The 18115-nt window shown below is 67.9% G+C and carries 19 protein-coding genes; 6 read left to right on the top strand and 13 right to left on the bottom strand.

Features of this window, described 5'->3' with window-relative positions:
* The first annotated feature begins 47 nt into the window (after positions 1-47).
* The 3 genes from ABQJ54_RS09515 to ABQJ54_RS09505 all read left to right on the top strand — a co-directional run bounded on the left by ABQJ54_RS09515 (position 48) and on the right by ABQJ54_RS09505 (position 5774).
* On the top strand, positions 48-2177 hold the full coding sequence (locus tag ABQJ54_RS09515) for a transglycosylase SLT domain-containing protein (RefSeq protein ID WP_367854055.1): 2130 nt from the start codon (positions 48-50) through the stop codon (positions 2175-2177).
* 111 nt (positions 2178-2288) lie between these two features.
* Entirely contained in the window at positions 2289-3518 is a 1230-nt protein-coding gene (locus ABQJ54_RS09510) for a multifunctional CCA addition/repair protein (protein WP_367854054.1), read from the top strand.
* Positions 3519-3596: 78 nt separating this feature from the next.
* Positions 3597-5774, top strand: coding sequence for an LTA synthase family protein (locus tag ABQJ54_RS09505; RefSeq protein WP_367854053.1), 2178 nt, complete (start codon positions 3597-3599; stop codon positions 5772-5774).
* Between the two features lie 53 nt (positions 5775-5827).
* Here ABQJ54_RS09505 and ABQJ54_RS09500 read toward each other — a convergent pair whose 3' ends face one another.
* The 5 genes from ABQJ54_RS09500 to ABQJ54_RS09480 all read right to left on the bottom strand — a co-directional run bounded on the left by ABQJ54_RS09500 (position 5828) and on the right by ABQJ54_RS09480 (position 9199).
* On the bottom strand, positions 5828-6892 hold the full coding sequence (locus ABQJ54_RS09500) for an alpha/beta hydrolase (RefSeq protein WP_367854052.1): 1065 nt from the start codon (positions 6890-6892) through the stop codon (positions 5828-5830).
* A gap of 107 nt (positions 6893-6999) precedes the next feature.
* Positions 7000-7755 carry a twin-arginine translocase subunit TatC gene (gene tatC / locus ABQJ54_RS09495; protein ID WP_367854051.1) on the bottom strand — a complete coding sequence of 252 codons (756 nt, stop codon included), beginning with the start codon at positions 7753-7755 and terminating at the stop codon, positions 7000-7002.
* The gene (gene tatB, locus ABQJ54_RS09490) at positions 7742-8158 is read right to left on the bottom strand and encodes a Sec-independent protein translocase protein TatB (protein ID WP_367854050.1); all 417 of its coding nucleotides are present in this window, start codon (positions 8156-8158) and stop codon (positions 7742-7744) included. Before tatB ends, tatC begins: the two co-directional genes overlap by 14 nt.
* A gap of 24 nt (positions 8159-8182) precedes the next feature.
* Positions 8183-8440 carry a Sec-independent protein translocase subunit TatA gene (gene tatA / locus ABQJ54_RS09485; RefSeq protein WP_367854049.1) on the bottom strand — a complete coding sequence of 86 codons (258 nt, stop codon included), beginning with the start codon at positions 8438-8440 and terminating at the stop codon, positions 8183-8185.
* Between the two features lie 69 nt (positions 8441-8509).
* Complete coding sequence (locus ABQJ54_RS09480; RefSeq protein WP_367854048.1) at positions 8510-9199, bottom strand: lipid-binding SYLF domain-containing protein; 690 nt, start codon at positions 9197-9199, stop codon at positions 8510-8512.
* Between the two features lie 92 nt (positions 9200-9291).
* On the opposite strand from ABQJ54_RS09480, the gene hemH reads away from it, so the two are divergent.
* From hemH to ABQJ54_RS09465, 3 genes are all read left to right on the top strand, one after another.
* Positions 9292-10326 carry a ferrochelatase gene (hemH, locus tag ABQJ54_RS09475; RefSeq protein ID WP_367854047.1) on the top strand — a complete coding sequence of 345 codons (1035 nt, stop codon included), beginning with the start codon at positions 9292-9294 and terminating at the stop codon, positions 10324-10326.
* Complete coding sequence (locus ABQJ54_RS09470) at positions 10323-11174, top strand: alpha/beta fold hydrolase (protein WP_367854046.1); 852 nt, start codon at positions 10323-10325, stop codon at positions 11172-11174. The genes hemH and ABQJ54_RS09470 overlap by 4 nt, the downstream gene beginning before the upstream one ends.
* 156 nt (positions 11175-11330) lie before the next feature.
* The gene (locus tag ABQJ54_RS09465; protein ID WP_367854045.1) at positions 11331-12071 is read left to right on the top strand and encodes an SEL1-like repeat protein; all 741 of its coding nucleotides are present in this window, start codon (positions 11331-11333) and stop codon (positions 12069-12071) included.
* Positions 12072-12146: 75 nt separating this feature from the next.
* Here the strand turns inward: ABQJ54_RS09465 and ABQJ54_RS09460 are convergent, their stop codons facing one another.
* Genes ABQJ54_RS09460 through ABQJ54_RS09425 form a run of 8 tightly spaced genes read right to left on the bottom strand, consistent with a single transcriptional unit; the run spans position 12147 to position 18012 of the window.
* Positions 12147-13352: an ABC transporter permease gene (locus tag ABQJ54_RS09460; RefSeq protein WP_367854044.1), complete on the bottom strand. Its 1206-nt coding sequence runs from the start codon at positions 13350-13352 to the stop codon at positions 12147-12149.
* Positions 13349-14083: an ABC transporter ATP-binding protein gene (locus ABQJ54_RS09455; protein WP_367854043.1), complete on the bottom strand. Its 735-nt coding sequence runs from the start codon at positions 14081-14083 to the stop codon at positions 13349-13351. The genes ABQJ54_RS09460 and ABQJ54_RS09455 overlap by 4 nt, the downstream gene beginning before the upstream one ends.
* Complete coding sequence (locus ABQJ54_RS09450) at positions 14080-14253, bottom strand: hypothetical protein (RefSeq protein WP_367854042.1); 174 nt, start codon at positions 14251-14253, stop codon at positions 14080-14082. The genes ABQJ54_RS09455 and ABQJ54_RS09450 overlap by 4 nt, the downstream gene beginning before the upstream one ends.
* Positions 14250-15836: an alpha/beta hydrolase gene (locus ABQJ54_RS09445; RefSeq protein WP_367854041.1), complete on the bottom strand. Its 1587-nt coding sequence runs from the start codon at positions 15834-15836 to the stop codon at positions 14250-14252. Before ABQJ54_RS09445 ends, ABQJ54_RS09450 begins: the two co-directional genes overlap by 4 nt.
* Positions 15837-15868: 32 nt before the next feature.
* The gene (locus tag ABQJ54_RS09440; RefSeq protein ID WP_367854040.1) at positions 15869-16063 is read right to left on the bottom strand and encodes a helix-turn-helix transcriptional regulator; all 195 of its coding nucleotides are present in this window, start codon (positions 16061-16063) and stop codon (positions 15869-15871) included.
* Positions 16060-16461: a hypothetical protein gene (locus ABQJ54_RS09435; protein ID WP_367854039.1), complete on the bottom strand. Its 402-nt coding sequence runs from the start codon at positions 16459-16461 to the stop codon at positions 16060-16062. The genes ABQJ54_RS09440 and ABQJ54_RS09435 overlap by 4 nt, the downstream gene beginning before the upstream one ends.
* On the bottom strand, positions 16458-17060 hold the full coding sequence (locus tag ABQJ54_RS09430) for a hypothetical protein (RefSeq protein ID WP_367854038.1): 603 nt from the start codon (positions 17058-17060) through the stop codon (positions 16458-16460). The genes ABQJ54_RS09435 and ABQJ54_RS09430 overlap by 4 nt, the downstream gene beginning before the upstream one ends.
* Before the next feature lie 19 nt (positions 17061-17079).
* Positions 17080-18012, bottom strand: coding sequence for an alpha/beta fold hydrolase (locus ABQJ54_RS09425; RefSeq protein ID WP_367854037.1), 933 nt, complete (start codon positions 18010-18012; stop codon positions 17080-17082).
* Positions 18013-18115 lie beyond the last annotated feature (103 nt).

The following is an 18115-nucleotide window of genomic DNA, read 5'->3' as shown; positions in this document are numbered from 1 at the left end:
GGACGCTTCCACTACAATCCTTTGCAGGGGATCACCAAGGAGTTTCCATGTTCGTGAAGGCAGCGCCGCGGCGCCATCCCCTCACCCGCCTGCCGGCCCTGCTGCTGGCCTGCGGCGCCTTGCTCGCCGCCGTCGGCGCACGCGCCGCCACGCCGACCGAGGCGCAACGCGCCGCGTTCAAGCAGGCATGGGCCGCAGCCCAGCAAGGCGGTGACGGCTGGCGTGCGTGGACCACGCAGCTGCGCAACTACCCGCTCTACCCCTACCTGCCCGCCGCCGCGCTGGAGCACGACATCCGCCAGACCGACCTGGCCACGGTGCAGGCCTATCTGCGGCAATATCCCGACCTGATCCCCGCGCAGGACCTGCATCGCGACTTCCTGCTGGAACTCGCGCGTCGCAAAGACTGGAACGGCTTTCTCGCGCTGTACCAGCCCGGCATGGGCGACACGCTCGCCTGCGACGCCCTGCAGGCGCGCATGGCTAGTGGCGCCAAGCTCGACTTCGACACGGATCTCGCCACGCTGTGGAGCCGCCCCGAACTGCCTGGCGCCTGCGATCCCGTGCTGCAGGTTGCGTATGGCCAGGGCCTGCTGACCCCGTCGCGACTGTGGGCACGCATCGACCGCGCCGCCGAGGCCGGCAAGGGGGGCACCATCGCTGTGCTGGCTCCCTGGCTGCCCGCGCCGCAGAACGAAGAGGCTCAGCGGCTGGCGCAGGCACTGCGCGATCCCGCCGCCGCACTGGCCTCCGCCGTGAGCTGGCCCGATACCTCCCGCGCACGCCAGGCCGCCACGCTGGCGCTGGAACGCCAGGCGCGACGCGACACCAACGCTGCGGATGCCGCGTGGCAGCAGTTGCAGGCACGCTTCACCTTCAGCACTACGCAGCGCGACGCGATCCTGCGCGTACTGGCACTGTTCCACGCCACCGATTTCGACACGAACGCGCTCGACCGGTTGATTGCCCTGCCCGCCGCCGCGCAGACCGCCGCCACCCGCGAATGGCGCGCGCGCGTGGCGCTGGCCGAACAGGACTGGCCCGCGGTGCTGGCGGCGATCGCGGCGATGCCCGCCACGCAGCAGCAGGACAGTGAATGGCGCTGGTTCCGCGCCCGTGCGCTGGCTGCCACCGGCCATCCCGAACAGGCACGCGGCATCTACGAAGACCTGGCTGGCGACGCCACGTTCTACGGCTTTCTCGCTGCCGACCAGCTGAAGCAGTCCTACGCGATCTGTCCGCTGGCACCGGTCGAAGACCTGCCGCAGGAGCAGGCATTGCTGCAACAACCCGGCCTGCTGCGCGCCTTCGAGCTGTACGCGGTGGACCTGCCGAAACTGGCACGGCGCGAATGGGCGCGCGCGCTCGATGGCGCCGATGCCCACACGCGCGAACTGGCTGCCGAGCTGGCGAACCGCCGCGGCTGGTTCGACCGCGCCGTGTTCACCTTCACCTACGGCGACACGCTCCGCTACTACGCCCTGCGCTTCCCGCTGGCCAGCCAGGACGGGCTGGTGGCGCAGGCCCGGCAGGCCGGCATCGACCCCGCCTGGGCCTACGGCATCCTGCGCTCGGAGAGCGCCTGGGTCAGCGATGCCCGTTCCGGTGCCGACGCACGCGGCCTGATGCAACTGGTGCCTGCCACCGCCGCCCTGGTGGCGCGGCGCAACGGCCTGCCGTGGGCAGGCGACGACAGCCTGTACGACCCCACGGTGAACATCGCGCTGGGCACGCGTTACCTGGCGCAGCTCGCCTTGCGCTACAACGGCATGCCCTGGCTCACCAGCGCCGCCTACAACGCCGGCCCCAACCGCGTCGACCAGTGGGTGGACGCACGCAACGCGCTGCCCCCCGATCTGTTCATCGCCACCATGCCGTTCAAGGAAACCCGCGAATACGTGGCGCGGGTGATGGCCTTCAGCGTGATCTACGACTGGCGCATGCACGGCTCGGCGCTGCCGATGTCCGACCGGCTCACCCCATTCGGCCAGCCCTACGCCTTGCCGGACAGCCTCACCCCGCGCAAGACGGTGGACTGTCCCGCGCCACCGCCGCCGGCCCCCACGAGCTCGGTGCAGGTGCCGGCCGGCACGGCATCCGCGGCAGGCGGCGCCAGCGCCGCACCGGCCGCGGCAGGCAGCATTCCGCCCGCGCCAGCCGCCAGCCACCGGCGCTGAGCCGGGGCAGGCCGCAGCTGATCGACGGGTCGCGGCTGGATGCATCGCGGCGCCGGTTCCAGCGCCGGAGCATGCGCGAGGCGCGCGCCTTGCCATGCCACAATCGCCTCCATGCGCATTTATCTCGTCGGCGGCGCGGTCCGCGACAAGCTGCTGGGAAGGCCGGAAGGCGACCACGATTACGTGGTGACGGGCGCACGCCCGGACGATTTGCTGGCGCTGGGTTACAAGCCGGTCGGCAAGGACTTCCCGGTGTTCCTGCATCCGGACAGCGGCGAGGAGTACGCGCTGGCGCGCACCGAGCGCAAGAGCGGGCGCGGCTACCACGGCTTCGTGTTCCAGACCGATCCCGCGGTGACGCTGGAACAGGACCTGGCGCGGCGCGACCTCACCATCAACGCGATCGCGCAGGACGAGCGCGGCGCTCTGGTCGATCCCTGGGGCGGCGTGCGCGACATCGAGGCGCGCGTGCTGCGCCACGTCTCGCCGGCCTTCGTGGAAGACCCCGTGCGCCTGCTGCGGGTGGCGCGCTTCGCCGCACGCTTTGAGCCGCTGGGTTTCCGCGTGGCCGACGAGACCATGGTGCTGCTCGGGCGCATGGTGGCCGCGGGCGAAGTGGATCACCTGGTGCCCGAGCGGGTGTGGGCGGAAACGCGCAAGGCATTGGCCGAGCCGCGGCCGTCCGCCTTCCTGCGCGTACTGCGCGGCTGCGGCGCGCTGCGCGTGCTGTTCCCGGAAGTCGACGCGCTGTATGGCGTGCCGCAACGCGCGGAATTCCACCCCGAGATCGATACCGGCATGCACATGGAGATGGTGCTGGATGCCGCCGCCGGCATCGCGCCGGGCGACGATCTGGTGGGTTTCTGCGCGCTCACCCACGACCTTGGCAAGGCGTTGACGCCAGCCGACGAACTGCCGCGTCACCTGATGCACGAACAACGCGGCGTCACACCGCTGCGTGCGCTGGCGGCGCGGCTAAAGGTACCGGCCGAGCACGCCGCGCTGGCCGAACTGGTGTGCCGCGAGCACCTCAATGCGCATCGTGCGCTGGAGCTGAAGCCCGCTACCGTGCTGAAGCTGCTCGGCGCGCTGGACGCGTTGCGCCGGCCGGAGCGGCTGGAAACCTTCCTTGCCGCCTGCACGGCCGACAAGCGCGGCCGGCTGGGCCATGGGCACGACGACTACCCGCAGGCCGATTACCTGCGCCGCGCCCGCACCGCGGCCGCAGCCGTGGCCGCGGCGCCGTTCGTGGCACAAGGGCTTCAGGGTCCGGCGATCGGCGAGGCGATGGAGCGCGCCCGCACGCGTGCCATCGCTGAAATGAAACTATGTAACATCTAAGCCGGTGCGGGTATAACACCCGCTGGAACGCCGGCCTCTGCCGGCACCTCTTCATTTCCCTGTTGTCTGGAGCTGCCCGTGTCGCGCGCCCTGTTCTCTCCCTCGCCGCTGCGTCAGCGGTTCCGGCCGCTGTGGTGGCTGGGCATCACCTTCGTCGCGATCTGCTTCGTCACCCGCATCGCCCTGCTGGTGATGTCCGGCGGCAACGTGGCGCCGAACCCGCTGAACTGGCTGTACGCGTTCGGCGTGGGTCTGGGCTACGACCTGGTCACCTTCCTGTATCTGGCCTGGCCGATGGTGCTGTTCCTGTGGCTGGTGCCTACCCGGCGCGCGCCGGTGGCGGGCGCCGGTCGCTGGCTGCTGTACGTGGTCGGCATGGCGGCGCTGTACGCGATCAGTCTGGGCCTGCTGTTCCTGCTGTGGCACGTGCACCTGCACGAATCGTGGCCGATCCTCGCCGTGTTCCTGTTCTTCCTGCCGATGCCGGCGCTGGCGTACAACCGCAGCAGCGGGCAGTGGGGGCTGTACATCCTCGGGCTGGTGCTGCTGTACGGCCTGCTGTTCGTGGCAGCATCGGAGCTGGTGTTCTGGAACGAATTCAGCGCGCGCTTCAACTTCATCGCGGTGGACTACCTCGTCTACACCACCGAAGTGATCGGCAATATCCGCGAGTCCTACCCGGTGGGTACCTGGCTGGCCCTGCTGGTGGTGCTGGCGCTGGTGGTGTTCGTGCTGAGCCGGCGCGGCCTGCGCGCGCGCGACGACGGCAGCACGCTGATGCAGCGTGCCCGCGTGCCGCTGGTGTGGCTGGTGCTCACGGTGATCTCGGTGGCCGCGGTCAACGGCGAAATGAAGGACCGCACCGCCAACAACTACGTCAACGAGCTGGCCGGCAACGGCATCTACCAGTTCTTCGCCGCGTTCCGCAGCAGCCACCTCGACTACAAGAAGTTCTACCGCAGCCTGCCCGACGACGAGGCGTTCCGCCTGGTGCGCGAGAACCTCAAGGCACCGGATGCCACCTTCGTCAGCAATGACCCGCGCGACCTCACCCGCGCGATCCGCCACGCCGGGCCGGAGAAGCACCTCAACGTGGTGCTGATCAGCGTGGAGAGCCTGTCCGGCGACTACCTCGGGACCTTCGGCAACAAGCAGGGCCTCACGCCCTTCCTCGACTCGCTGGTGGACAAGAGCATCTTCTTCGACAACCTCTACGCCAACGGCACGCGCACGGTGCGCGGGCTGGAGGCGTTGTCGTTGTCGGTGCCGCCCACTCCGGGTGATTCGCTCGTGCGCGAACACAACAACGAAAACCTGTTCTCGCTGGCCGATATCTTCAACGATCGCGGCTATGTGTCGGAGTTCGTCTACGGCGGCTACAGCTACTTCGACAACATGCAATATTTCTTCGACCACAACGGCTACAAGACCGTGGACCGCAGCGCGATCCCGAAGGACATGCCGATCCACAGCCAGAACGTGTGGGGCGTGGCCGACGAGGACCTGTACACGCTGGCGCTGAGCCAGATGGACCAGATCCACGCCGCGGGCAAGCCGTTCTTCCTGCACATCATGACCACCTCCAACCACCGGCCGTACACCTATCCGGCGGGGCGGGTGAAGTGGCAGGCGCCGTCGCGGCTGGGCGCAGTGGCCTACACCGACTGGTCGATCGAGGATTTCATCAAGCGTGCACAGGCCAAGCCGTACTTCGCCGACACCGTGTTCGTGATCACCGCCGACCACTGCGCCTCCAGCGCGGGCAAGTCCAGCATCCCGATCAACCACTACCACATCCCGCTGTGGATCTACGCGCCCAAACAGTTCAAGCCCGAGCGCGTGAACGAGCTGACCAGCCAGCTGGACATCCCGCCCACCCTGCTCGGCCTGCTCAACTTCAGCTACCGCACGCGCTTCTTCGGCCAGGACGCGCTGCAGCTTGCGCCGGGCCAGGGCCACGCCTTCCCCGGCACCTACGAGAAGCTTGGCTATGTGCACGGCGACACCCTCACCATCCTCGAACCGCGCAAGCGGCTGGAACAGCTGAAGCCCGACTTTGCCACTGGCGACGCCACGCCCGTGGTGCCGATCAAGCAGAATCTGGTGGACACGGCGATCGCCTACTACCAAGTGGCCAGCGACCTCTTCAAGCGCGGTGGCCTGGCCCACCGACCCACCGACAGCAGCAAGGTGGAGCCGCTGCCGGCACCGGCGGCTACAGTTGCGGCGCCCGCACCGGCCGCGAGCATTCAATAACGGTCACGGAGTACCCGCTCTACCCCTCTCCCGTGGACAGGTGAGGGGCTTCGTTATTCCTTTTGCGCACCGCGACCGGCTTGCGGCGTGGGCGCATTCGCCCTGACTTTCCGAACGACGTCCGTCACTGCACGTACCACCACATCCGGGTAATACGTCTGCAGATACTCCGACGTGCTGTCGACGAGGACCTGCCGCCCTTGCGTGGAATACGCAGCCATGGCGGCCATGTTGGCCAACATGGCCCGATTGACTTTTCCCCGTTGCGAAGGAGGGAGTGCGCCGAGCTCATTCGTCCCGCTCAACACGACAATCGGCTTGTCGCCGAAATCGAAATGAAGGCGCTGGAAGGCCAGTTCGGCGTTCGACAAGTCCCTTCCGGGTGACGGGTCGGTGTCCAGCGTCTCCGTCATGACCGCCTCCTGCTCGGAAGGGCGCGCCAACTGGGCATTGAGCAAGCGGTGAAGGGCGGGATCGGCGTTTGGCGGGTCATCCATGCAGTCCGGGTAACGCCCGGGCGTCCGCGCCAAAGCACCACTCTTCGCCAAGACCAGGCAGGTGCGTGCCTGCCTGATCTCGTTCCGGGTGCCGGCACGCCACTGATCCAGCCACGGCTGATCAAGGACTTTGAGGGCCGCCCCATCCAGGCCAACGCTGTCCGGGTCGATCAGCACCAGACCTGCGACATCCTGCGGATACTCGGCTGCGTAGAAGGCGACATACAGGCCGCCATTGGAATGGCCCGCCAGAATGACCGGCGCAGGTATCGATGCCTGCCTGATCAAGGCATGCAGGTCATGTACTACATGGGAGGCGGTATTGGGGGCATCCGAAGGATCACTGAAGCCCATGCCCGCGCGGTCATAACTGCAGACGCGGGTGACGGCGGCCAGGCGCCCTTGCACGCGACGAAAGCTCAGGCTGTCGTCACCGAGACCAGCTTCGAAAATGACGACAGGCGTACCCGCACCCACGCAAAACAGGTTCAGGTGGCGCCCATCGGGTAACGGGACCAGGGTCTGCACATGCTCATAGGCCGACGCCGGCACATCCATCGTCGAGGGTGGATGTGCCGCAGTTGCGGCATCGGACACCACGGCCCGCAGCGCGATCGACAAGGCCAGTGCCGCAACCAGGCAACGCCTGCCCGGGGCCTTGATGCTGCGGGCAGTCCGGTGACGAAGCCAGGGGAAAGGGCTCACAGCGCACGGGGTGCGCTTTCGCATCAGTCCGTCGCCTTCTTCGGCAACAGCCAGCGCACCGCGACAATGCCCAGCTCGTACAGCAGGCACATCGGTATCGCCAGCATGATCATCGACGTGATGTCCGGCGGCGTGATCAGCGCCGCCACCGCGAACGCGCCCACGATCGCGTAGCGCCGAGCGTTGCGCAGCTTGGCGATGTCCACGATGCCCACCGCGGCAAGGATCACCACCGCCACCGGTACCTCGAAGCACAGGCCGAAGGCGAAGAACATCAGCATCACGAAGTCGAGGTAGTGGGTGATGTCGGTCATCATCTCCACGCCCGCGGGCGTCACCGCGGTCAGGAAGCGGAACGCGGCCGGCAGCACCAGGAAATACGCAAACGCGCAGCCGCAGTAGAACAGCGCCAGTGCGGCAATCAGCAAAGGGCGCGCGAGGCGCTTCTCGTGCTTGTACAGGCCCGGGCTCACGAAGGCCCACAGCTGGTACAGGATAACCGGCATGCTGATGAACAGTGCGGCGTAGAACGCCAGCTTCAGCGGCGTGACGAACGGGCTCGCCACCTCGGTGGCGATCAGGTGCGCGCCCTGCGGCAGGCGCGCCACCAGCGGCGCGGCCAGCTCCGAATACAGCCGGTTGGCGAACGGCACCAGCGCCACCAGCACGATCAATATGGCGGCGATCGCCTTGAGCAGGCGCGAGCGCAGTTCGAGCAGGTGCGAGAACAGGCCCTGCTGCAGGTCGTCGCCGGAATCGCCGGGTTCAACGGCCGCCATGCGCGGACTCCTTCGCTGCCGGCGCCGCAGGTGGCTCGCCCAGCGGCAGCTCCTGCTGTGTCTCGGGCTCGCTTCCGGCAACAGCCGGCCCGGCCTGTTCCGGCGTCGCCGCGGCCTTGAGCGTCGATACCGCCTCCTCGACCGGCTGGCTCACTTCCTGGGCGGCACCCTTGAACTCCGCCTGCATGGCTTCGGCCCGCTCGGCAGCCTCGCGGGCGGCGCGCTTGATCTCTTCCACTTCCAGCTCGCGCTCCACTTCGGCGCGCACGCTATCCCAGCCGTTGCGCACGCGGCGCAGCAGCGCGCCCGCGGTGCGCGCCGCGCCGGGCAATTTCTCGGGGCCGAGCACGATCAGCGCGACGAGCGCGAGCAGCACCAGCTTGCCGAAGCTGATCTCGATCATCGAGCCGGAACTCCGGGCAGGCTCTTACTTCGACTCGTGCGAGTCGCGCTGATCCTGCGTGCTGGCGTTCGCCGACGAGGCCGCCGGCGGATCGGCATGCAACTGCTCCTTCGTCTGCTGCGACTCCTTCGACTTCTCATCATCCTCACCGTGCATGGCTTTCTTGAAGCCGCGCACCGCATTGCCGAGGTCGGAACCGATGTTGCCGATCTTCTTGGTGCCGAAGATCAGCAGCACGATGACCAGGAGAAGTAGCCAATGCCAGATGCTGTCAAAACCCATGATGTTCCTCGAGGCGACCCGGGGCGGAAATGGCTCCGCCCACGGTCCGCCGATCTTCGCACACGGCGGTCACTTGGAAGTGTACTCCTCCAGCGTATCGCGGAATTTCACCACGTACGGCGGCACGTTGCTCACGCCGCCCTCGAAGATCCGCCGCGGGGTTATGCCGGCGCCATACACCGCCGCATTGGCGTCCTGGTCGATCTTCAGCACCGAACCGTCCAGTGCCACGCCGGCGAACAGGCCGCGCGCGCGCGAGTACGAGTAGATCTCCGCCTTCAGCTGCTGGTCGGTGGCGGCCGAAGCGGTGCGGCCGACCGGACCGGCCGCGGCCGAGGCGTCGGCACCGATGGTGAACTTGCCGTTGACGATCGAGTCCACGCCGCGCTGGGTGCGGAACACCAGGATCACGTCGGTGGACGACACGCCGATCTGGAAACCCACGCTGCCGCCGCCGAAGGAAATGAAGCTGGGGTTGGACCAGGTGCCATCCGGGCTCTTCACCGAGATCAACCCCTCGCCGCGGCGGCCGCCGAACACGAAGCCGACCTTCAGCACGTCGGGAATCACCGCGATGGCCTTCGCGTCCTTGAGCAGATCACTGGGTATGGCCTTGTCCGGCGCCTGCTCGATCTCGCTGAGCACGCGTACCGCACTCTGCGCGCGCGCCTGCGGGGAGTCGTCGTCGGCATGGACAGCGATGGCCGGCAGCAGCAGGGCTGCGCCGAGCAGCAGATGGGGAAGACGGATCTTCAACATGGGCAACTCCATCGTATGGGTGGGGGAACATGCGGGCAGCGTATGCCGTGCTTGTGGCAGACTCCACGGCCAGCTCCGTTGCCCGCGCCACGATGCCTAGCCGCAGCCACTATACCGGCCCCGCCGACCATTCCCGCGAAACGCCTGCGGCATCCGTTCAGACAGCCGTGCTGCTGGTCAACCTGGGCACGCCCACCGCGCCCACCGCCAGGGCGCTGCGGCCCTACCTGGCCGAATTCCTGTCCGACCGCCGGGTGATCGACACTCCGCGCTGGCTGTGGTGGCCGATCCTGCACGGGGTGATCCTGCGCCTGCGCCCGCGGCGCTCCGCGCATGCCTATGGACGCATCTGGGACGCCCAGGGTTCCCCGCTGCGCTGGCGCAGCGAGGCGCTGGCCCATGCACTGCAGGCGGAACTGGGGGCGGATGTGCGCGTGGCACTGGCGATGCGCTACGGCGAACCGGCAGTGATGTCGACGATCGCGCAACTCGTGCGCGAAGGCGTGCGCCGCCTGCTGGTGCTGCCGCTGTATCCGCAATACTCGGCCACCTCCACCGGATCGGTGATCGACGCGGTGGCCGATGCGATGAAAGCGCTGCGCTGGCCACCCGAGCTGCGCTTCGTCAACGACTATCACGACGATCCTGGCCACATCGAGGCGCTGGCCGCGAGCATCGAGGGCTGGTGGGCCAGGCACGACCGCGGCGACAAGCTGCTGCTCTCCTTCCATGGCATTCCCGAACGCTACGTGCGCCTCGGCGACCCCTATGGCGAGCAATGCCGCACCACCACGCGCCTGCTGCGCGAACGGCTGCGGCTGGACGAATCGCAGCTGGTGCTGAGCTTCCAGTCGCGGGTGGGACGCGAGGACTGGCTTTCGCCGTATACCGACGCCACCGTGCGCCGCCTCGCCGGCGAAGGCGTGAAGCGGCTCGACGTGGCCTGTCCCGGCTTCGCGGTGGACTGCCTGGAAACGCTGGAAGAGATCGCGATGCAGAACCGCGACTTCTTCACTGCCGCCGGCGGCGAGTCGCTGCGCTACATCCCAGCGCTCAACGACGGCGCGGAGCAGGTGCACAGCCTTGCCTCGCTGCTGCGCCACCATCTCGCCGGCTGGCCCGCGTGACCTCGCCACGCGAACGACGCATCGCGCTGCCCCATCTCACGCTGGCCGCGCTCGAATGGGGCGATTCCGCCGCACCGCCAGTCGTCGCGCTGCACGGCTGGCTGGACAACGCCGCCAGCTTCTCCGCACTGGCGCCGCTGCTTGCGCCGCATTGGCGCGTGATCGCGCTGGAACTGCCCGGCCACGGCCATTCCGGTCACTTGCCTGCGGGTTCCAGCTATCACTACACCGATCATATGCGCACCGTGCTGACGGCACTCGATGCACTGGAATTGCCGCGTTGCGCCCTGCTCGGCCACTCGCTCGGTGCCGGCATCGCATCGCTGGCGGCCGCCGCGGCGCCGGAGCGGATCGAACGCTTGTGGCTGATCGAGGGACTCGGCCCACTGGGCGACGACGGCACGCACACGCTGCAGCGCTATCGCGACGCGCTGGCCAAGCCGCCCGCCGACGGCAAGGCGCTGCGCGTGTTCCGCGACGTGGATCAGGCGATCAGCGCACGCGTGATCGCCAGCGGCCTGCGCGCGGAACTGGCGCGCCCGATCGTGGCGCGCGGCCTGCACGAGGCCGACGGCGGCTGGCGATGGCGCAGCGACCCGCGCCTCGTCCGCCCCACCGCGATCCGGCTGGCCGAGGCGCAGATCCACGCCCTGCTCGCCGGCATCGAGGCCCCGACCGCACTGCTGCTGTCGCAACCGGCGACGCCCTACCTGCCCGCGGCGATGATGCTGGCGCGTGCTGCCTGCGTGCCGCGCATCGCGGTCGAACACATGGCCGGCGGCCACCACCTGCAGCTGGAACATCCGCAGGCGGTGGCACAGTGGTTGCTGCGCCACGCCAATTCGTGACGCCACCGGCAGCGGGGACACTCGGGCTGGTGTGTCCATCGCTTGAATTCAAACGACTGCGCTGCTGGACGGAGCACCACAAGCAGCATGGTCAACCATGCGCCATCCCCGCCGTTTGCTCCCCATCGGCATCCGCATCCACACCCCAGAACCGCCATGAAAAAACGCATCCGCCATATATTGTCCGCCACGCTGCTGGCCGGAATGACCCTGGGAATGCGGCCCGCAGCAGCCACATCCCCGCCCGCACCAAGCACACCTGCCCAGGCGGGAACACAAAAAATCGAGTATTGCCTGGAAGGACTGGAAAGCTTTTTCCCGGGCGACTATTACGCGTGCCGCGCGGTCTACCACCTGCAAAGGAAGCACTATGGCCAATTCCTGGACATGCTGCGCGAGTCCGCCTACTGGGCCAACAAGAATGCCCAGTACGAACTGGGCCTGGTCTATTTCAACGGCGATATCCCCGGCATACCGGTGAACCGTCCCCTCGGCATCGCCTGGCTGGCACTGGCCGCCGAAAGGAAGAACCCGGATTTCCAGCAGGCCTACACCACGGCCTACCTGCAAAGCTCGCTCCAGGAGCGCGCGGCCGCCAGCGGCCTGTGGAAAACACTGCTCCCCAAATACGGCGACAAGGTTGCCGCCGTCCGCGCCATCCGCCGCTACAACCGGGCCATCGGCCCCCTTCACGCCGCTGCCGAAAGCGGCGGCATCACCTATATCTCCGGTTTCACACCCTTTCCCCAATCGGCCTTCAGCGTGGTCAAGAGCCTGCAGGATCGCGCCGACAGGGATTTCGACGACCTGCAGGGTACGGTCACCGTGGGCGTTCTCCGGCCCCTGGACAGTGCCACGCAACAGGTGCCATCCGACAAGCCGGATACCACGCATTGAGCCGGCCGCCGGTTCATCCGCCGACCGGCCAGACAACGCGGCCATCTCATCAGGCGTGGCTGCCGCCGGGTGGGCTCAACCCGAGATCGCCAGCTTCTCCGAGCGGTACAGCTGCGCCGTGACGGCCGCCGCGACCAGCGCCGCCGCCAGCGTGCCGGCGAGGCACAGCAGCAACTGCTCGCCGCTGACGCCGTCACCGCGCAGCTGCTGCATGATGCCGAGGTTCTGGCCCAGCAGCGGCACCGCGTACATCCATGCCTGCGCCTTGATCGGCAGGAAGGCCAGCAGGGCGCTGGGGATCAGCGGCACCATCATCAGCAGCGAGATGTAGGTCTGTGCCTCGCGGTAGCTCTTGGCGAACGCGGCCACCAGGGTCTGCAACGCGGCCAGCAGCATCACCAGCGGCAGCATCAGCAGCAGCACATAGCCCGCGAAATGCCAGCCGAGGTCCAGCTCCATGCCCAGCTTTTCGGCGGGGATGAAGCGACCCACCACGGCGAACGCCAGCAGGGTGATCGCGAGGCTGGTCAGCGAGAACACGCAGATCGCCGCGAGCTTGCCGACCAGGATCTTCCAGCGCGCCACCGGGTTGGCGAACAGCGGTTCCAGCGACTGCCGTTCGCGCTCGCCCGCGGTGAGGTCGATGGCGAGATACATGCCGCCCATGAACAGGGTGATCACGAAGAAATACGGCAGCATCGCGAACATCAGCACCGCGCGCGACTGCGGCGTGGCCTGGTCGCGCTTGGCCACCTGCACCGGCCACGCCGTGCCCGGCGACAGGCCGCGCGCCACCAGCCGCATCGCGCCCTGCTGGCGGGCATAGGTTTCCACCAGCTTGCCGACCCGCTCCACCGCGCTGCGCGTGTCCTGGCGCGAGGAGTCGTAGAACATTTCCACCTGCACCGGCTCGCCCTTGCGCCAGGCCTTGCCGTAGTCGGCGGCGATGCGCAGCACCACGTCGGCATCCTGCTTGTGCACGGCCGTGCCGGGGTCGGCCACCGGCGCGTCCGGCACGATGCCGCCTTCCTTCAGCGCATCGACCAGGTGCGGCGCGTACTGTGCGCCGATCACCGGCACGTGCAGCGGCTGGTCGGCCTTGTCCAGCTCGCGGTTCACCTGCACGCTGACCAGCATCACGAACAGCAGCGGGCCCAGCAGCGGGCCGGTCAGGAAGGCGCTCATCAGGGTACGGCGGTCGCGCAGGTTCTCGCGTACCTCCTTCAGGAACACGGTGAGCACGGCGCCGGTGCGGCGTACTTTCGAAGAGACGGCGCTCATGCGGCGAGGCCCTCGTCGGTTCCGATGATCTTCACGAAGGCATCCTCCAGATTGGTTTCCCCCGTCTGCGCGCGCAGCGCATCCGGCGTCTCGTCGGCCACCACGCGACCGCGTGCGATCACCACGATGCGATCGCACAGCGCCGCCACCTCCTGCATGATGTGGCTGGAGAACAGCACGCAGCGCCCCTCGCCCTTCAGCTGCTGCATGAAGCGGCGCAGGCCGCGGGTGGCCATCACGTCGAGGCCGTTGGTGGGTTCGTCGAGGATCACGTTGCGCGGATCGTGGATCAGCGCGCGGGCGATCGCGGTCTTCACCCGCTGCCCCTGTGAAAAACCTTCGGTGCGGCGGTCGAGGATGTCGCGCATCTCCAGCGCGTCGACCAGCGCATCGTGTCGCGTGCGCAGCGTGGCCTCATCGATGCCTTGCAGGCGCGCGAAGTACTCGATGTTCTCGCGTGCGGTGAGCCGCTTGTACAGGCCGCGCGCATCCGGCAGCACGCCCAGTGTGCGGCGCACCGCCAGCGGATCGGCCACGGCGTCGATGCCGTCCACCAGCACCTGGCCTCGGTCCGGCGTCATCAGCGTGTAGAGCATGCGCAGCGTGGTGGTCTTGCCGGCGCCGTTGGGGCCCAGCAGGCCGGTGATCTCGCCGTCGCGGGCGGTGAAGCCGACGCCGTCCACCGCTTTCACGCTGCCGAAGGCCTTGTGCAGATCCCTGACTTCGATCACGGCCGCGCACCCCGCTCGAAACAGGCGCCCCGCCTGGTGGTCAACACGGAAAACGCGACCAGCAACGGCAGCAAGACCTGGTTGATGACATGCGGTGCATCGAGCACGGCGCCGGCGACGAAAGCCGCGGCCAACAGCACGGCGTTTGCCGGTACATACGGCTTTCTCATGGCGTGGCTCCGTTGAAGTCGATGAAGAACGGCGTGGGTTGCAGGCGGTCGAGACAGCTCGCGTCCAGCGCCTTTGGATCGGGATGCTCGACGAAGCGCTGCACCAGCTGCGGTCCGCACCCCGCCGCCAGCACGCTGTGGCCCTGGCCCTTGAACAGCAGCACGCGCGCATTCGCTAGGTGCTGCGCCACCTCCTCGGCGTAGCGCGGCGGCGTCACCGGGTCGTACTGGCCGGCCAGCAGCAGCACCGGCTTGGCGGACGCGAGCGGCCGGTGGAAATCCGCCGGCCGCGTGCCCTTCGGCCATGCCGAACAGATCGCCTTGTAGGCATCGATCATGCGGGTGCCGAGCAGGGTGTCCGCGTCCTGCGGGCGCGCAGTGAGCAGATCGGCATCCTCGCTGCAGATCACCGAATACGACATGCCGCTGCCGGCAAGATCGGCCATGTCCACGGTCAGCAACTTGGCCTGGCCCAGCAGCGGCCCCACGTCGCCATGCGCGGCTGCGTCGATCGACAGCGGCAGCAGCGCGGCGGTGGGCGGCGTGTAGGCAAACATGCGTACCACGCTGACCAGCGAGTCCTCGCTCAGCAGGCGCTGCACGGTCTGGTAGGTCTCCGGGTCGCGGAAGCTGACCGGATGCGGGTTCGCCCGCAGGGCGTCACGCAGCTGCACCAGCGTCTGGTAAGGATTGCCGAAGCGCTGCTTGCAAGCGGCATCGGCTTCACAGCGCGCGAACTGCGCCTTCAGCGCGTCGTCGAGGTTCTGCGCGAAGTCCTCGCCCAGCACCACGCTGTTCGGCACCGTGCTGTCCAGCACCATGCTGCGCACCGCGTCGGGGTGGCGCCCGAGGTACTGCTGCGCCACCCGCGTACCGTAGGAGACGCCGATCAGGTCGAATTCGGGCATGCCCAGCGCGCGACGCACGTCTTCCAGGTCCTGCACAGCGTCGGTGGTGGTGTAGTAGCGCGGGTCGGCATGCGCCTCCACCTGCTTCAGGCAGGCCGCCGCTTCGGCGCGCAGCTTGGCTGGATCGAAGCCGGTGTCATCGTTCGCCGCTTCCTTGTCGTCGACCTTGCAGTCCAGCGCATTGGAGCCGCCGGTGCCGCGCTGGTCGAGCAGCAGGATGTCGCGATGCGCACGCAGCGGTTCCAGCATCGCGGCGATCGGTCCGGCGTAATCGGTGGCTGCCTGGCCCGGACCGCCGGCGAGGAAGGCCAGCATGTCCCGATTCGCAACCTGCGCGCTGGAACGCAGCACCGCCAGTTTCAACGTGATCTTCCGGCCCTGCGGATCGGCGCGGTTCTCCGGCACCACCAGCGAGCCGCACCAGGCCGCGGTGCTCAGGCCGCTGTTCGGCTGGCCCAGGCTGCAGGCAGTCAGCGTGAGCGAACCGAGCCTCCAGGTGCGCGGCGGCGCGGGTTTCACCATGGCACTGGCGCTCTTGTCCACGTTTGCACTCGTCGCCGCGGGCGCTTGCGCCGTCGTCGTCGCGTGGTGCGCGCGCCACTGGTTCCAGCCCAGCAAGCCCAAAGCTGCCATCACGACCACGATGCGGAAGATCGTGCGTCCACCCAGTTTCATGTCCTCTCCCTCGGAGCCCGTTCCGGCCCTCATCATTCGCCCGGTTCGAAGATCGCTTCGATCGGACGTCCAAACAGTTTCGCGATCTTGAAGGCCAGCGGCAGGCTGGGATCGTACTTGCCGGTTTCGATGGCATTGACCGTCTGCCGCGACACCTCCAGCCGCTCGGCGAGATCCGCCTGCGACCAACCCTGCTCCCCGCGCAGCTCGCGCACGTGGTTGTTCATGCGTAACGCCGACCCGCCCAGCGCCGCGCGAACACGTAGAGCAGCGGCATGCCCCAGAAGCCGAGCACCGGCGCCGGGAGCGAGATGCCCGCGTGCTGCAGCATCCAGCAGATGCCAAAACCCAGCCAGATACCCGCCGCCACGACCAGTGCCGCCAATCCGATGCAGTGCTGCAATTCGTCCATGCCCAGCACCCGCCACACTGGTGGCGTCACACACGTCAGCAACGCACTGGACGCCAGCAGGACGGCGAAGTACCACGGCAGGGTCCGGGCCGTTCCCGAAGCCCCTTGTCCCGCTTCGGCCACAACCCATGCGTCAGCCTGCACAGGCCGGCGCACCGCCATCCAGTGCGCGGCATCCCCGGCCCGCTCCAGCCACATGCGCCGGCTGCTCATGGACGGTCTTCCAGTGCCCGGCGGCGTGCGTCCGCGCGCCGCCGCCACACCCAGGCGGACATCACCATAAAGAAGCCTGCCGTGGCCACCATCGCTACCGCCGCCACCGTGTCGTGGCGCCGCCACAGGTTCAGCGCAAAGACCAGCATCAACAGACCGGTTCCCGCGAAGTACCACGGCAACCAGGCGCTGCCATCCTCGGTGCATACGGAATCCACGCCGTAACGGCGGGCCACGACCTTGTACGCGACTCCGTAGCCCAGCATCAGCGCCGGGAACACCCAGATCAGCACCTCGCCGCCCAGCCGCACCACGCCCCCTGCGGCAAGGAAGCCCCCGACGAGACTGAGTGCGGATACCAGCGCCGCCGCCACGCCGAGCGCCACCAGGTTCGTGCGTTGCTCCAGCTCGTCGCTGTCGCGGATGCGCCACCACATCAGCGCGATGGTGTAGAGCACCGGCACCACCGGCACCAGCGTCAGCACCACCTTCAGCAGCAGGCTGCTGGCGGCATGCAGCGTGGAGTTCGCCGCGAACAGCACGACCATGTAAGCCACCATGGCCAGCATTACCCGTTGTTCGTAGCGTCGGTTGTTCATGCGCGACATGGCGGGAGTCTCAAAGTGAGTCGAGGAAGCCGGTCAGCACCGTTCGGAACTTCTCGGGCTGGTCCAGCATCACGAAATGCCGCGCGGGTGCGATCGACACCACCTTCGCCTGCGGCGCGTTCGCCAGCAGCCCCTGATAGTAGGCCGCCTTCTGCGTCTCGCTGAGTTGCAGCGGCGGCTTGGCGAAGTCCGGCGCATAGTACGGCGAGATTTCCAGGACCGGCACGTCCGCCTGCCTGAGCAGCGGGCGATAGTCGGCCGTCATGTCCTCCGCCGCGTACTCTGCACTGGCCGCGATGTCGCTGCGCGCGTTCATCGGCGCGTATTGCGCCGCCAGCTTCGGATCGATGGTTCCGACGTGCTGCATGTAGCCCAACGCCGCTGCCTGGAATTGCGCCGGCGTCATCGCCGCCATCTGCGTGCGGGCGCGTTCGGCGATCGCCTGGCGCTGCACGGCATCCACCCGGTCCATGCCGGGGAAGACCGGCAGGCCGTCCACCGCCACCGCACCGGAAATCAGCGCTGGATGCTCGCCCGCGAAACGCAGCGCCAGCGTGCCGCCGAGGCTGTGGCCCACCAGCACCGGCTTGTCGATGTGCTGCTGTCCGATCAGCGCCAGCAGTGAGGTGTCTGCCTGATCCATCAACCCGGTCTTGCGGGCCGGCGCAGGCATGCCGTCGAACCCCGCCAGCGTCACCGCGTAGACCACGTGGTTCTTTTCCAGCTGCGCGATGGTGTCCTTCCACACCCACGGGCCGCCCTCCAGGCCCGGGATCAGGATCACCGCACGGCCATGGTCGCCGTGGCGCTCGAACTTCAGCGTGCCAACCTGGCCGCTCGCCGCGACTGCCTGCGCCCCCGCCCAGGCAGCACCGGCAGCAAACAACGACGACGCCAGCAGCAACCAGCCCGCAAATCCGTGGAACCACTGCTTCTTGCCCATGACACTCGCTCCTCATTGCATGTCAAGCAGCCTTGACATGCACAGGCTAAACGAGTGTATCGAGCCATGTCAAGCGTGCTTTACATGCAGGCTTGATCGGCCT

It is taken from the genome of Rhodanobacter lycopersici, from assembly GCF_040812335.1.
Classification (GTDB): Bacteria; Pseudomonadota; Gammaproteobacteria; order Xanthomonadales; family Rhodanobacteraceae; genus Rhodanobacter_A; species Rhodanobacter_A lycopersici.
The sequence above is the reverse complement of the archived record's forward strand: the minus strand, read 5'-3'. Positions and strand labels throughout refer to the sequence as shown.